This window comes from Enterorhabdus sp. P55, from assembly GCF_009911695.1.
GTDB lineage: Bacteria > Actinomycetota > Coriobacteriia > Coriobacteriales > Eggerthellaceae > Enterorhabdus.
Genome location: NZ_QWKK01000015.1, coordinates 23,624 through 36,824, shown reverse-complemented (window position 1 = coordinate 36,824; position 13,201 = coordinate 23,624). Strand labels below are relative to the sequence as shown.

The 13,201-nt window shown below is 70.0% G+C and carries 9 protein-coding genes; 1 reads left to right on the top strand and 8 read right to left on the bottom strand.

Features of this window, described 5'->3' with window-relative positions:
• Nucleotides 1-372 precede the first annotated feature (372 nt).
• From D1643_RS02880 to D1643_RS02865, 4 genes are all read right to left on the bottom strand, one after another.
• Nucleotides 373-1,200 (bottom strand): MBL fold metallo-hydrolase, encoded by an 828-nt coding sequence (locus D1643_RS02880; RefSeq protein WP_160708425.1) that lies wholly within the window; start codon nt 1,198-1,200, stop codon nt 373-375.
• Nucleotides 1,201-1,485: 285 nt separating this feature from the next.
• Nucleotides 1,486-2,799 (bottom strand): MFS transporter, encoded by a 1,314-nt coding sequence (locus D1643_RS02875; RefSeq protein ID WP_160708423.1) that lies wholly within the window; start codon nt 2,797-2,799, stop codon nt 1,486-1,488.
• A gap of 142 nt (nt 2,800-2,941) precedes the next feature.
• Nucleotides 2,942-3,277, bottom strand: coding sequence for a hypothetical protein (locus D1643_RS02870; RefSeq protein ID WP_160708421.1), 336 nt, complete (start codon nt 3,275-3,277; stop codon nt 2,942-2,944).
• On the bottom strand, nt 3,277-5,457 hold the full coding sequence (locus D1643_RS02865) for a molybdopterin-dependent oxidoreductase (RefSeq protein WP_160708419.1): 2,181 nt from the start codon (nt 5,455-5,457) through the stop codon (nt 3,277-3,279). Before D1643_RS02865 ends, D1643_RS02870 begins: the two co-directional genes overlap by 1 nt.
• A gap of 318 nt (nt 5,458-5,775) precedes the next feature.
• On the opposite strand from D1643_RS02865, the gene D1643_RS02860 reads away from it, so the two are divergent.
• Nucleotides 5,776-6,747, top strand: a complete 972-nt coding sequence (locus D1643_RS02860; RefSeq protein WP_160708417.1) for a LysR family transcriptional regulator — start codon at nt 5,776-5,778, stop codon at nt 6,745-6,747.
• A 351-nt stretch (nt 6,748-7,098) separates the two neighbouring features.
• Here the strand turns inward: D1643_RS02860 and D1643_RS02855 are convergent, their stop codons facing one another.
• From D1643_RS02855 to D1643_RS02835, 4 genes are all read right to left on the bottom strand, one after another.
• Nucleotides 7,099-7,935, bottom strand: a complete 837-nt coding sequence (locus D1643_RS02855; RefSeq protein ID WP_160708414.1) for a purine-nucleoside phosphorylase — start codon at nt 7,933-7,935, stop codon at nt 7,099-7,101.
• A 599-nt stretch (nt 7,936-8,534) separates the two neighbouring features.
• The gene (locus tag D1643_RS11755; RefSeq protein ID WP_236643333.1) at nt 8,535-10,220 is read right to left on the bottom strand and encodes a class I SAM-dependent methyltransferase; all 1,686 of its coding nucleotides are present in this window, start codon (nt 10,218-10,220) and stop codon (nt 8,535-8,537) included.
• A gap of 99 nt (nt 10,221-10,319) precedes the next feature.
• Entirely contained in the window at nt 10,320-11,393 is a 1,074-nt protein-coding gene (gene prfA, locus D1643_RS02840; protein WP_255478032.1) for a peptide chain release factor 1, read from the bottom strand.
• 313 nt (nt 11,394-11,706) lie between these two features.
• Nucleotides 11,707-13,101: a hypothetical protein gene (locus D1643_RS02835; RefSeq protein ID WP_160708412.1), complete on the bottom strand. Its 1,395-nt coding sequence runs from the start codon at nt 13,099-13,101 to the stop codon at nt 11,707-11,709.
• Between the last annotated feature and the right edge of the window lie 100 nt (nt 13,102-13,201).

Below are 13,201 nucleotides of genomic sequence, written 5' to 3'. Positions count from 1 at the left end.
TGGCGCGGCTCGCAGCAGAGGCCTGCGCGCGACGCGGGGGTAGCTCCGCTGCGGCGACCGACGGGCTCCCGCCCGTCCAGCCCGGCGCTCGCGGCCTTGGCCCGCCCGGCCTGCGACCCCAAGGGCTGCCGGCACGCCCCCCTCGCTGCCGCCCCGGCGGCTGTCCCGCCGACGCGTCGTCCTCCCCGGATCCGCGCTCACCACCGAGCAGCTCCCTACGGGCGAGAGCGTACGGCTGCGCGCCGTCGCCCACGGCAGATACCGGGCCACCCGCAGAGACGGGGCGCCGCGCGCCCCTCCCGCCGCCCGGCCTGCAAGAAGCCAGCCCCGGGTCGCGCCTGCTCGGCGAGGTCGTCCGCATCCGGCGACGCGTCAGCCAAGCGTCACGAGGCGCTCCTGGTAGGCGACCCTCACCGCTGCCGGATGCCCGATGCGCGCGAGCGCGCCGCCGAGCTCCTCGACCGGCAGGCGGTACGTGTTGTTCTCCTGCGACACGTGCATGGCCGCCACCGCCTCGAGCCGCTCGCCACCGGGCCCCTCGGCCAGCGCCGCCAACTCGGCGGCGGCCTGGTCGTTGGACAGGTGTCCGCCATCGGATGCGATGCGGCGCTTCACCGACCAGGGATAGGGCCCTCGCTCGAGCATGTCCGCGTCATGGTTGGACTCCAGCGCCAGCAGACGCACGCCGGCAAGCGCCTCATGAGCCTCCGGCGTCACCACGCCGGTGTCGGTCATGAACCCCACCGCATCCGCCACGCCGGGCCCTGCCGCGTCCTCGAAGCGAAACCCGAACGACTCCGCGGCGTCGTGCGAGGTGCGAAACACGTGCGCCACCAGCCCCGCCGCCGACACCGCGTCCCCCGCCCGCAGACCGCGAAACGCCACGCCCTCCGTGGCGAGCGCATCCTCGATCGGCGCAGATGCCGCGCGCACCGCCGGACTCGCCAGCACGTCAGGCGTCACACCCAGCCGGGCCAGACCGCGCAGCACAACGCCCAGGCCACGCACGTGATCGCCATGATCATGGGTGATGAGCACGGCGCGCAGCCGCGTCGGGTCGAAGCCGGCCTCGGCGCAGCGGGCCAAAACGTCGCGCTTGCAGATGCCGCAGTCGATAAGCACGCCCTCACCGGTGCGCGTGTTCTCCACCACCGCCGCGTTGCCGCGGCTGCCGCTAGCCAGCACATGCAGCCTCATCATCCAAGCACCCTCCCCGCGCAGGAGCGCCCCGCCGCATGTGGGGCGCTCACTCTGTCCGTTGGGGGAAGGATACCCCAACGAGGCCTCGGCGCGGGGGCGCGGCGGCGAAACATCATCGGCCTCGTCGCCCGCGACGACGGCTGCCGCCATCCGCCGCGACGCTCCGCTTCAGGAGGGCTCGCCCATCAACTCGTCCCCCAGAGGAACCCGCCGCCCCACGACCCCGGCGGATTCAAGCCCAGCCCGGCCGGCGCCGAGGCGGTGGCGCCGCCCGGGCCCGGGCGCCTAGGCCGCCTCGGCGTCAGCAGGCGCAGGCTCCTGAGCCGCGGCCCGCGCCGCCCTGCGCACCGGGCTCACGGCGATGGCCAGCAGGAACAGCAGGCAGGCGGCCACACCCGAGGCTGCCAGGACGCCGAAGCCCGCGGCGAATCCGACGTTCTGCATGATGGCGGCCGCGATGAGGAACACCGCCGCCCCGCCCAGGTAGAACGCCCCCATGCCCACGGCGTTGATGGCCGTGTAGTCGCGCATGCCGAACAGCTGGGGGATGAAGAGAGCCGGCAGAATCTGCACAGGGCCGATGAGGGCGCAGAGCACCAGGCCGCCGTAGAGGGCCGGCGTCCCCGTGCCCGACAGCCACGCCACCAGAAGCGCGATGCCGGCGGCGAAGCCCGCGAACACCACCACCGACGACGCCCCCGCGCCCAACTTCTTGGTCACCGCGCCCGACACCAGGCTGATGACGGCCACCATGAGGGTGAACGCCGAGAGCAGCGTCACGGCGAAGGCCGGGTCGAGGCCGCCGGCGGCCAGGAAGTTGGACGAGTAGGCCGAGAAGCCGTTGAGCGGGAACGACGCGAACACCATGGCGGCGAAGAACAGGTAGAGCGCCGGGGTGCGCAGGGCTTCCTGCAGCGTGATGCCCGCGACCTGCGGCGGGGCCGGGGCCGCCTCGGGCGCGGCGTCGGCCACGAGCGGGTCGCCCTCGGCCAGCGGATCTGCGGCCTTGGTCGCCTTAGCCGCCTGGGAAGGCAGCCGGCCGATGAGCACGAGGTTGGCGAACACGCCCAGCACCAGCACGAGCACGGCATAGCCGTAGATGAAGGTGCGGTAGTCGATCACCTGCAGCAGCAGCGACTCCACGAACACCAGGCCCGCGATGATGAAGCTCATGACGCCCACCACCACGCCGAACACCGTGGGCGTGCGCTCGCCGTAGAACTCAGAGAGCACGCCAGCGGCGGAGGCGTGGGCGCCGATGGCCAGCACGATACCGTTGATGACGTTGCCGACGTACCACATGGCCGGCCCGGTGGCGGTGGCGAACAGCACGAGGGCCGCCGCCGTGCACACGCTGCCGATGAGCAGGCACCAGCGCGGCGTGATGACGCCGATGAGCTTGGTGCCCACCAGGCTGCCGAGGAATGCGAAGACCGTGGCCAGCATGGGCCCGAAGGCGTAGGTGACCAGGTCGATGCCCATGCCCTCCACCAGCAGCACGGCGATGACGTTGAGCAGCGAGGTCGAGCCCAGCCCGACGGTGAGAATGATGGCGCAGCCGACGGCGGCCATCACGGGACGTTTTCCTTGGACTTCCATCGAAGCCTCCCTTGGTCGAGGGCGCGACAGCCCGAACCCTCCTCGGGAGGGCCATCGCGCGATCTGTTATGGCTGAGGAAGCAGCCGGGCCCGCCGCCCGCCCGCGCCCCTCATGGGCACGGGCGACGGGCCCGGCAGGATGCTAGGCCGTGAAGAGGGCGCAGTGGCGGCCGACGGCCTGGGGGACGATCTCCTCCAGCGGCCCTATCTTGAGCGCCTGGGCCGCGCAGCCGGTCACGCACAGCGGGTTGGGATCGGCCTCGTAGCACACGCGGCACTTGTCGAGCACGGGAGCCACCAGGTGGTACTGGCGTAGCTCGCCGTCCACCAGGAAGGGCTCGCGGCGCACCACCTTCATCCAGTCCTCGTGGTACGGGTAGCGGTAGGTCTCGCGGCAGGCGGCCTCGCAGCCGAAGCAGCCGATGCAGTCGTCCAGGTCAAGCAGCAGGGCGATGCCGCCCCCATCGATCCGACTCATTACAGATCACCCCTTCCGGGCTCGATTTTGCAGAGGAACGAGCGCATGGCGGTCGCGCCGTAGCCAGGCTCGGCCGGCTCGGAGGGCACGAGCACGTTGCCGTTGGCCCGATCCCACCCATAGCCGGACAGCCCGAGGGCCTTGCACTCGTCACGCCAGGCGGGGCGGGGTATGAACACGCAGCCCGCCTTGGCCTCACGGGAGACGAGGGCCTTGGAGATGATCTTGCCGCGTGGCGAGGATATGGTCATCCACTCGCCGTCGGTCACGCCAAAGCGCGCGGCGTCGTCGGGATGCACCACCGCGAAGGGCTCGGGGTAGAAAGCGCGCTGTGCGGGCACGTTGGTCCAGGCGGAGTGGAAGAAGCTGTAGACGCGATGCCCCGTAGAGCCGATGAGCGGGTACTCCTTGGCCAGCTCCGGCTGGCTTACCGGGCTCTCGGCCGGCTCGGTGTAGTCGGGGACCGGATCGTAGCCGAAGGCGGCCATGGCCGGAGACGAGAACTCGATCTTACCGGTGACCGTGGGGAACCCGGGCTGGCCGTCGGGCCGCAGCAGGCCCTTCTCGTACTTCTTGTGCACCGGCTCGGCGCCCGGCTCCGTCGCGCCGACGATGCGCACGGGCACCGCCTGGAACTCCTCCCAGGTCAGGTCGAAGCCGTAGAACTCCTTAAGGCGCCAGAGCACCATCTCCTTCTCGTCTGCCCAGGGCCACTGCTCGGGATTCATGCGCTTGCCCCACTCCAGGAAGAAGCGCCAGTCATCCCAGCACTCCCCCGGCGCGGGCACGGCCTGGTCGAAGGCGAGGATGAACGGGCCGTCGAGCTCCTCGTCGTAGGTGCAGCGCTCCGACCAGTCCGCCGTAGGCAGCACGATGTCGGCCAGCTGGGCCGTGGGCGACAGGTAGAAGTCCTTCACCACGATGAGGTCGAGGTTGGGGCTCGTCATAGCCTCGTAGGTGAGGTTTGAGTCCTCGTAGCACAGAAGCGGGTCGTCGGCGATGGCCACGAACATCTTCACAGGGCGCGGCTCGCCGGTGATCATGGCCTTGAAGACCGTGTTGGGGTCATTCGAGCGACCGAAGGACTTGTAGAGCGGGTGCTTGTCGCCGCCGAAGGTGAACAGCTCCGGGCGGCCGGGGTCAAGCGCGCTGTCCCACAGGGTGATCTTATCGTCAAGCATGACCGAGAAGGCCACGGGCACGTTGACGCCGCCGGGCACGTCGATCCAGCCGAGCAGGCCCTGGAGGCACGCGATGGCGCGACCGTTCTGGATGGCGTTGGTGTGCATGCAGCCGGGCCCGAGGCCCACCATCATGCCGACAGGACCCGCGGTGCCCATCATGCGAGCGGCCTCGCGCACCTGCTCGGGCCCGATCCAGCAGATCTCGGCCACGCGCTCGGGGGTGAACTCCTCCACGCGGGCGCGCAGGTCCTCGAAGCCGTAGGTCCAGTTGTCGATCCACTCCTGATCGTACCAGCCGTTGGCGATGACCTCGCGGATGATGCCCAGGGCCAGGGCGCCGTCAGTGCCGGGGCGCGGCTGGATGGCCAGGTCGGCGTGCTTTGACATGTCCTGGAAGCGCGAGTCGATGACGATGAGGTTGCCGCCGGCCTTCTGGCGGTCGAGGATGAGGCGCATGATGCCGCGCTCCATGGCGGGGTTCTGGCCCCAGAGCACCATGGTGCCGGAGTTGGGCAGGTCGCCGTCGGCGGGGCTGAAGATGCCGAGCGATATGGCGTTGGGCAGGATGTGGGGCATGAGGCACACGTGGGTGGGCACGAGCGACCAGCCCTCCAGGCCGAGCGTGGAGTTGAGGCGGCAGTGCCAGTGGTTGGTGGTGCGCCCGGTGCCCTGGCCGGTGATGATGGCCTCGGGCCCGTATTCCTCGATGATGCGCCGGCTCTCGCTGGCGATGGTATCGAGCGCCTCATCCCAGGTGATGCGCTCCCATTCGCCGCTGCCGCGCTCGCCGACGCGACGCATCGGATAGAGCAGGCGCCCCTCGGTGTCGTTGTGGATCTCGCGCTGGGACATGCCCGCGCCGCAGATGGTGCCGTAGGACTTCGGGTTGTCCGGATCGCCTTCGATCTTGACGATCTCATCCCCGTCGGAGTAGACGAATACTCCGCAGCGGGCATGGCAGGTGGTGCAGACGGTCCTTGTCTTCTTGATGGGCATAGAGTCACTCCTCTCAAAGTGAAGCCATCATGGCCGGCGAGGCCGGCCCCGTCAGAGGCCGAGCGGCGAGAAGAGCGCTGCCGATCGGCAGGCATGAGGAACGCCTCGGCCCCGAAACCCCCTTGCGGCCGATGCGTCCATCCCCTGCCGCCAGTATGGGACGCCGGCCGCCCGATTGCCAACAGGAAAAGGGCGTAGAATCTACAACCTGAGGTTGTGGCCTACGGAATGGACGGAAATGCGCCGCACAGGCGTTGCCGGGCACCGGCGGCTTTGCTACGCTTTCCTGAGGATTTCCGGGCAACTCGGGGGGAGCCTATGAGGTTCGAGGCGTTGGAGTACTTCGTCGCGGTAGCCGAGAACGGCTCGCTCACCGCGGCGTCGCGGGGCCTGTTCGTGTCGCAGCAGGGCCTCAGCAAGGCCATGGCAGCGCTTGAGCGCGACCTGGGCTGCCGTCTGTTCGAGCGCGAGGGCGCGCGCCTGCGACTCACCGGCGCCGGGCACGCGCTGCTGCCCCACGCGCGGCGGTGCCTGGCCGAGCGCGATGAGCTCCTCGGGGCGCTCACCCCCTTCACGCGAGCCTCTGCGCCCGGACGCGTCGCGGCAGAGCGAGCCGGCTGCCCCACCCTGCACGCTTGCGCCTTCGTCACCGACTCGCTGTTCTCGCTGCTCGACCGCGATCTCGCGGCTGCGGGACTCGACGACGTGACCATCATCGAGCACTCGTACGCCGAGATAAAGGACGCCCTCGAGCGGGGCGGCGAGGGGGCGGTCTACGCCCTGTGCCTGCCCATCGCCGAGGCAGAGGAGCTCAGGCGCCTGCCGGGCCTGACTTTTCGCCCGCTGTTCGTCACCGAGATGATGCTGGCGGCCTCATCGCAGTTCATCCGCCCGGGGAAGGGGGCCTTCCCCCTCGCCCGCGTGGCGGAGCTGCCGGTGGCCTACTACAACGACGCCGTGCTCAACGACATCATCCGCGACATGTTCCGCGAGCACCCCCTGCGCAACGTCGTCACCCACGCGTCCAACCCCACGCGTATCGCCAACTCCGTGAGCGCAGGCAAGGCGGTCACCTTCAGCGACTCGCTCAGCGTGTTTCTGGCCGAGCCCAACAGGGCCATCGCCCACGCGCCCATCGAGGGGGCGGCGCGGTTCTGCATGGGGTTCGTCTACGCGAACGACGCGAGCCCTGACGCCACGGCGCTGGACTACGTGACGCGCTTCGAGGAGTGCTTCCGCGCCCGCTGCGCGGCTTACCTGGCCGATCCGGCGCATCGGCCGATCTCATAGGGCGGGGCGCAGCAGAGGGCAGGCGACGCGCGCGCGACAAGGCGCTTGGATCCCCTTTTGGGTGGCGCGTCCGCTGCCGCGCAGCCACGTGGGGAGCTTCTGGCCGAAAGTTTCTGGCCAAAAACAGCGCGCTTTCCGCATCCCGAGCGCGCGCAGATGCGTAAACCGCACCGAAAATGGCCAAATTCCGCCTGGTTCGGGTGTATGACCGCGTAAACCATAGCCAAAATGACCAGAAATCCGGAAATTGTCGCTAAGGCGACCTGGCCGGCTGGGCGCCTTCGCACAGCAGCGGCTCCGCCGGCCCGGCGCCTTGCCCGCACCCCGACTCGCAAGCGCGCGGGGCGCGGTCTACATCCGCTCGATGACGCCGGTGATGAGCCGGCAGAAGTCCTCGCCGCGGGTGGCGGCCACCTCGAGCACCTCCACGTCATTGGGGCTCGCGCCCTCCACGCCGCAAGCCATGTTCGTCACAAGCGAGACGCCCAGCACGCGCATCCCCACGTGACGGGCAGCGATGACCTCCTCCACGACCGACATGGCCACCGTGTCGGCACCCCAGCCGCGAAAGGCGCGGATCTCCGCCGGCGTCTCGAAGCTCGGGCCCAGAAGTCCCAGGTAGACGCCCTCCTGCACGCGAATGCCAGCCTCCTCGGCCACGGCATGCGCAAGCGAGCGGAGCGCGGGGTCGTAGGCGTCGAGCATGCTGAAGAAGCGAAACGCGATGCCATCGGGCTCGGTTCCCGCGACGGGGTTGCGCCCGGTGAAGTTGAGGTGATCGGCCATGACGCAGAAGTCGCCCACCTGGTAGGACTCGTTGATGGCGCCGGCGGCGTTGGTGGTGATGAGCGCGCCCACGCCCAGCTCGTGCATGAGCCACACGGGATAGGCCACCTCCTGGGCGGAATTCCCCTCGTAGCCGTGGAGCCGGCCCTGCATGGCGATCACCATGCGCCCGCCGAGCCGCCCGCAGACGAACCGTCCCACGTGGCTCGTGGCGGTGGACGTCTTCATGTGGGGCACCTCGCCGAAGGGCACGAAGGCCGCGTCCTCGATGCGCTCGGCCAGAGGCCCCAGGCCCGACCCCAGGATGATGCCCACCTCAGGCGCCCGGTCGCCGAGACGCTCCCGCAGCACTGCCGCCGACTCCGCCAGATGCTCCTTGAGCACGTTGCGCTTCCCTGCCATGGCTCGCTCCCTTCCGCAGCGCGCCGCGAAAGAGGCGACGCACGACGCACGATATAGTAGACATGATCCTATAGCGAGCCATTGTACCAGAGCACTGAGGGCGAGGGTTCAGACGAGCAGGCTCCACCGGCGCGACGAACCCCGGGCGTCGCGCCCCCGTACAGAGCGACGCCGCAAAGTGGCCAAAAATGACGACCTGACGACAAAGGAAGACAGGCGCCGGAAAAGCGCCTCGGCAAAACCCCAGGTCGCTGCTGTTTGACAAGCGAGGAAGCGGGCGAAAGGCCGCGAAAGGAGGCGAAGGACCTCCGGAAACCGTCGTCAGGTCGTCATTTTTGGCCACTTTGAGGAGACGGGGCTGCAGGGCACCACGACGGGGACGCAGAAGAGGGGCCCGACGGAGCGGGGCGCGCGAGCCGCAACGGATGGTATGGGGGGGGTGCGAGCCGCCGCGGACGGGGTGGAGCGCGAAACCCCGTCGGCCGGCGAATCACGTCGGGCGCCGCGCCTCGGGCGCGCAGGAGGCGGGACGAGCGAGAGCTGGGGTTCGTGCCGGAAGGCTGCGGGCGACTCCGCGGCTGCCCGCGCACCGCGGGGGGCTATCGCGGCTTGCGGGCCACGAGGACGCGGGGGCGGCCGGCGAGGTCGGCGACGACGCGCGTGTGCTCGAGGCCGGCGGCACGGGCAAGGGCGGCAGCCTCATCGAGGTGACCCTCGTGCAGCTCGCAGGCGAAGGCGCCGCCGGGGCGCAGGGCGCGTGCGGCCCAGGCGACGAGCGGGCGGAACAGATCGAGCCCATCGGCGCCGCCGTCGAGGGCGAGCGTCGGCTCATAGTCCGAGACCTCGCGCGGGATGCCTGCAAGCACGTCGGTCGGCACGTAGGGCGGGTTCGACACCACCAGGTCGAATCGACCCAGATAGCGCTCGGGCACCGGGTCGCCCAGATTGCCCTGGAGCACGCGCACCGTCTCGGCCACGCCCGCGGCCCGCACGTTCTCGCGCGCGAGCGCCACGGCCTCCGGCGCTATGTCCACTGCGATCACGCGCGTGTCGGGCCGCTCAGACGCGATGGCGCACGCAACGCACCCGCTCCCCGTGCAAACGTCCGCCACCAGGAAGTAACCACGCGAGTCCGATTCCTCCGCCTCGCCGGCGGCATCCCCCCGCGATGCCCCGGACCTGTCGTCCGCTGAGGCGCCGCCGCGAAAAACGTCGGAAACCCCATCTGGGGCATAATTCCTCTTTGGGGAATATTCTAAAGCGGATGTTTCACGTGAAACATCCGTCGTTTGCACAGCAGAGCCGGCAGCCACGGCGACGGCAGCATCGACGTCGATGTTGGCGTCAGCTGTTATCTCGGACGTGACATGCACCCCGCACGCCGAATCCTCACGAAGGAGTGTTTCACGTGAAACATCCGTCGCCTTCGCAGCAGAGTCGGCGGCCACGGCGACGCGATCGACGCCCTCGGTAGGCGCGCCATCAGAATCAAAGGCGCCCCCCACACGCGCGGAGCCTCCGCCGCCCGTTCGCCCAGCGTCGCCAGCGCCCGCGTGTCCAGGGCCAGCGCTCACACGCCCAGGGCCAACCGCATCCGCGCACCGCGCAGCCGCGCCCCCCGCGCACCTGGGGTCGCCGACGCCCACACGTCCGTGGTCGCCCGCGCTCGCCCGCCCGCCGTCCGCGCCTCCCCCACGCTCGGAACCGCCCGCGGCCACGTACCCGGGGTCGTCCGCACCCGCATTTCCCGCGTACCCCGCGTCCGCGTCCGCGCCATCCACGCTTCCCGCGTGCCCCGCGTCCGCGCCATCCGCGTCTCCGGTCCGGGCCGCGCCCCCCTGGACGGCCGCCAGCTCGGCCAGCTGCTCTTTGAGGGCGGCCACGGCGGCGGCCTCCTGCTCGGCGGCCTCAGCGTTCCAGGCGGCGGCCCGCGGGGCGGCGGGCGGCAGGCACGCGAGCGCCTCGCTCACGAGCACCTCGGTCTCCGGCCGCGGGATAAGCACGCCGGGGCGCACCTTGAGCGTCAGGTAGCGAAACGGCGCCTCGCCGGCGATGTACTGGAGCGGCTCGCCCTGGCCACGGCGCGTCACGTAGCCGCGCAGCACCTCGCGCTCCTCCGCCGAGAGCGGGCGATCGTAGTCCATGTAGAGCTGGACGCGCGTGAGGCCGCACGCCTCAGAGAGCAGCCACTCGGCCGCGAGCCGCGGGTTCTCGTCGCCACGGCGCTCCAGGTACCCGCTTGTCCACTCGAGCGCCCTTCGCGCCGTCCACGTCTCTTCCGTCATCGTCTCCCCATCCATCGGAAAGGGCGCCCCGCGGCGCCCTTCACTCCGTTTTCCGCTCTCGTTTTCGCCGACACCGCCGACACGGCGGCAACGCGGCGCCTAGACCGCCGCCTCCAGCTTCTGGGCGCGATCGGCGGCCTGCAGCGCGGTAATGACGTCACCCAGGCTGTCGCCGAGCAGCACGCCGTTGTAGGTGCCGTTGTAGCCGATGCGGTGATCGGTCACGCGGTCCTGCGGGCCATTGTAGGTGCGGATCTTCTCCGAGCGGTCGCCCGAGCCAATCTGCGCCAGGCGCTCGGCGCCTTCGGCGGCCTGCTGCTCGGCGAGCATCTTCTCGTAGAGGCGGGCGCGCAGCACGGCCATGGCCGCGATCTTGTTCTGCAGCTGGGACTTCTGGTCCTGGGACTGCACCACCAGCCCGCTCGGCAGGTGCGTGATGCGCACGGCCGAGTCGGTGGTGTTCACGCACTGGCCACCCGGGCCGCCAGCGCGGTACACGTCGATGCGCAGGTCGTTCTCGTTGATCTCCACCTCCACCTCGTCGGCCTCGGGCAGCACCGCCACCGTGGCCGTGGAGGTGTGGATGCGGCCCTGGGACTCGGTCTTAGGCACGCGCTGGACGCGGTGCACGCCGGACTCGAACTTCATGACCGAGTACACCTTGTCGCCCTTCACCTTGAACTGGATCTCCTTGTAGCCGCCGGCCTCGGAGGGCGACACGTCCATCGTCTCGGTCTTCCAACCCTGGGATCCGGCGAAGCGCTCGTACATCTTGTAGAGGTCGCCGGCGAAGATGGCAGCCTCGTCACCACCGGCTGCCGCGCGGATCTCCACGATGATGTCCTTGTCATCGGCCGGGTCGGCGGGGATGAGCATGAACTTGATGTCCTCCTCGAGCGCCGGCAGGATGCCCTCGATGCGAGCGATCTCCTCCTGGGCGAACTCCTTCATCTCCGCGTCGGAGAGCATCTCCTTGGCCTCGGCCAAATCATCGGCCGCCTGCACGTACTCGGCGGCCTTCTTGGCCAGGGGCCCCTGGTTGGCGTACTCCTTGGCCAGGCGGTTGTACTCCTTCTGATCCGCCAGAACCGCGGGGTCGCCCATCTTGTTCTGGAGCTCCTCGTAGGCCTCGATGATCTTCACGAGCTTCTCGCGCATTCCTGCTTCTTGCATGACGGCTCTTCCTTAGGGTCGCATCGTTTTCGCACAGCCCTTAATGATACCAGACCAGCGCAAGCCCTCGCCAGAGGAGAAGAGAGAAGAAGGGGAAGGCGCGCGCCACGGTCGTTCCGCGCTCCCCCACTGCGCCCGGGGGCTCCCCCGCACTCGAACGCCCCCGGCGGGCGCCACGGGCGAGGGGCACCGGAGCAGGCCAGGCCGCCGGCCGGCTCGCGCCCACGGGTGCGCTGGAACCGCCGCGCCAGGGTGCCGGTTGCGCTCGCGGGAGCCCCGGAGGCGGCGGGCAGTCGTTGCCCGCCGCCAGAGATTAGCGCCAGGAGCCGGCGGCGCGACGACGGCGGGCGGCGAGCACGAGGACGGCGGCACAGCCTATGAGCGCCGCCACGGCCACGAGGGCGAGAGCCGCCGCCTCGTCGCCGGTCTGTGCCAGGTGGCGCAGCGTCTGAGCGCGCTTCGCGTCGAGGTCGCCGTCCGCGCCGCTCGCGCCCCCGTCGCCCGTCGGAGCGGCCACGATGCCGCCGGCAGGCCCCACGTCCTTCGAGGGGTAGGTCGGCTGCGGGTTGGCGATGCCAGGGTGGTCCTCCACGAAGGAGTGCCAGCCGTCAGAGGGCGCGAAGGGGCCGCCCGGCGCGGGCTTCGTGCCACCCGGCGTGAGCGTGGAGGGCAGCGTGCCGTGGGCCGTGGCCGTGTTACCCACGTCGTTGCCCACAGCCTCCTCGGTCACGAGCGCGTCGAAGGTCACCGCCACGCTCTTCCAGCCGGGCTTCACCGGGCCCACGGGCACGCCCGGCTTCTTGGGGCCGTCGGGATCGGAGGGATCCTCCGGCTCAGGGTCGTTCAGGTCGCCGCCGAGGATCTCGGTGGCCGTGTCCGGGTCGGGCACGATGGGCTCGGGCTCCGGCTCGGGCGCCGCGTCCGGGCTCGGCGGCAGCGTCGGGTTGGCCTCGGCGTCTGCCGGGTCAACCGGCAGCCCCTCGGCGGGGATGCGGTCGTCCCACTCGAACTTGTCGGGGTTGACGCCGTAGATGCCCGTCGCCTCCGAATGGCTCAGGAAGTCAGGCTTCTCGCCCGGCGCCTTGCTCACCACGTCCGGGTTGACCGTCACGTCCAGCTTGAAGCGGTAGGCCTGGCCGCCGAAGAGCGTCGGCAGGCTCGCCACCACCACCTTGCCGTCAGCCACGTCGTAGTCAGCAGTCACCTCGTTGCCCTCCAGGTCGACGATGGTGAGCGCCGAGAACGTCGTGTCGGCAGGGATGCCCAGCTCGTAGATGGGGTTGATGCACGCGGTGTCGGCCGCCTCGTTCGTCGCCGTCACGATGTAGCGCAGCGTGTCGCCCGGGCGGATGGTCCCGTCGGCGCGGCTCGTGTCATAGGCCGTCTCGGTCATGGAGAGCTGGAGCTTCTTGGCCAGGTCGGGGAAGATGTACACGTCGAAGCTCTTGGTCACGCTCGCGTAGGCGCCGGTGCCCTTGATGGTGGCGGTGATGGTGGTCTTGCCGGCCGAGAGCACCTTCGCCTTGGCGCCCACGCCGTAGTCGGTCTTGCCCTCCACGAACGCGCGGTCGGTCAGGGTGTCGTTCGGCTCGATGGCGATCACGCCGGGGTTCGAGCTCGTGAAGGTGATGTCGGCGATGGAGTTGGTCTCCACGAACAGCGGGAACCAGTCCTGGTTCGCCTTGACGAGGGTGCCGTCCTCAGCCAAAAGTATACGCCTAGTCAACGGTTTTTCAACAGGCGCGAGACGGGAACGGCCACCGAGCACCCCGGCGGACGCGCAGGCGGCCGGCGTCCCCCGCGAGGCG